The sequence below is a fragment of the Stenotrophomonas sp. AS012628 genome, assembly GCF_010608305.1.
Taxonomy (GTDB): domain Bacteria; phylum Pseudomonadota; class Gammaproteobacteria; order Xanthomonadales; family Xanthomonadaceae; genus Stenotrophomonas; species Stenotrophomonas geniculata.
Window position 1 is genome coordinate 1 of record NZ_VMBJ01000096.1, and the last position, 1,564, is coordinate 1,564.

General features: G+C 65.6%; 2 protein-coding genes. Both read right to left on the reverse strand.

Features of this window, described 5'->3' with window-relative positions; genetic code table 11:
• Positions 1 to 72 precede the first annotated feature (72 nt).
• On the reverse strand, positions 73 to 1,089 hold the full coding sequence (locus G5A07_RS21090) for a 3-oxoacyl-ACP synthase III (protein WP_010487115.1): 1,017 nt from the start codon (positions 1,087 to 1,089) through the stop codon (positions 73 to 75).
• 102 nt (positions 1,090 to 1,191) lie between these two features.
• A complete protein-coding gene (locus G5A07_RS21095) occupies positions 1,192 to 1,509 on the reverse strand; it encodes a DUF4156 domain-containing protein (RefSeq protein ID WP_005407628.1) in 318 nt (105 codons plus the stop codon).
• Between the last annotated feature and the right edge of the window lie 55 nt (positions 1,510 to 1,564).

The following is a 1,564-nucleotide window of genomic DNA, read 5'->3' on the forward strand; positions in this document are numbered from 1 at the left end:
TCGTGCCGGCGGAGTGCCTCCCTGTAGAGCCGAGCATGGGCTCGGCTCTACAGGGAGTCTGGCAGGAAGCTCTTACCAGACCACTTCAGCCATCGAACAGTTCAGGCCCGAGCCGATGCCCAGAAGCGCGATGCGATCGCCCTTCTTCAGCTTGCCCAGCTGCTTGAGCTTGCTCAGCACGATCGGCACCGAGGCCGGGCCGATGTTGCCGTGCTCGCCGAAGATGGTCATGACCTTCTTCGGGTCGATGCCGAAATTCTTGATGAACGCGGCCGTGTGCGGCTGGCTGACCTGGTGGATCACGAACTGGTCCAGCTCTTCCACGGCCCAGCCGAGTGCGATCTTGGCCGCGCTGAAGGTCTTCTGCGCCAGCTTGATGCCTTCGATCAGCAGCAGGCGGGTATCGGTGACCATGCGGTCCAGGTTGCCCAGGCACAGCTGGTTCCACTCGGTGGCCGAGCGGGTCACGCCGCCCTTGTAGCGCGGGGCGTCCGGCACCAGTTCCGAGCGCGCCATCACCATGGCCGCAGCACCCGAACCGGTGGTCAGCGCCGCCAGCTCGTTGCGGAAATCGTCAGCGGTGACGTCCGGGGCGGTCATGCGCTCCAGGGTCTTCTCGTACACCAGGTTGGCGGTCTCGCCATCCACCACCAGCGCGTAGTCGATATCACCGCGCTCGATCATGCGCGCCGCGATATCCATGCCGTTGATGAAGGCCAGGCAGGCATTGGCGACGTCGAAGGTCATGCATTCGTCGCTGACGCCGAGGTTGCCGGACACGATGGAGGCCGTGGACGGCTCCAGGTAGTCACGGCTGACCGAGGTGTTGACCAGCAGGCCGACCTGGGTCGCGGTGATGCCCGCGTCTTCCAGTGCCTTGCGGCCGGCCATGGTGGCGGCGTCCGACGCCAGCACGCCGTTGTCCCACAGGCGGCGGGCATGGATGCCGGCGATATCGCCGAGCACGTCGGTGCGGATACCGAGGCGATCCAACGTCGGCTGCAGGCGTTCGTTGATTTCCTTGGTCGTCAGCGTATGCGGCGCGTCGACGTGTGCCAGGCCGGCGATCGAGACATTCTTGAAGAGCATCGAGGTTAGCGCCAAGGCTCAGGCAAAAGGGGGCGCTATTCTATAACCCCCGGGCTTTCACCGCATCTTTACGAATTCAGCCTTGCCCGTATGGTGAAGCGTTCAGCGCGGCGGGCACTGGAAGGCGGCGAAGCGCTGGCTGCCATCGGCCGGGGCCGCAGCGGCCTGCACGGCATTGGCGCCGGCGCTCGGGGCCTCGTTGCGGGCCAGGGTTTCCAGCTCTTCCTGCACCCGCAGCGGGTTGCGGTTGTAGAAGCCGACCTTGCTCTTCACGGTGACCACCACCTCGCCCTTGGCGATGCAGCCGGCGGGAACCGGGCCTGCCGGCAGCACGCGGGTTGCCTTGCCGGCCGGTTCGATCGGCACCCAGGTACAGGCGGTGACGGTGAGCAGCAGGGAGGAAAGCAGCAGAACGCGCATGGGCAGATCCTGGAAGGGTATGGGGGGGATTCTGCCTGAACAGCCTGAATCGGGG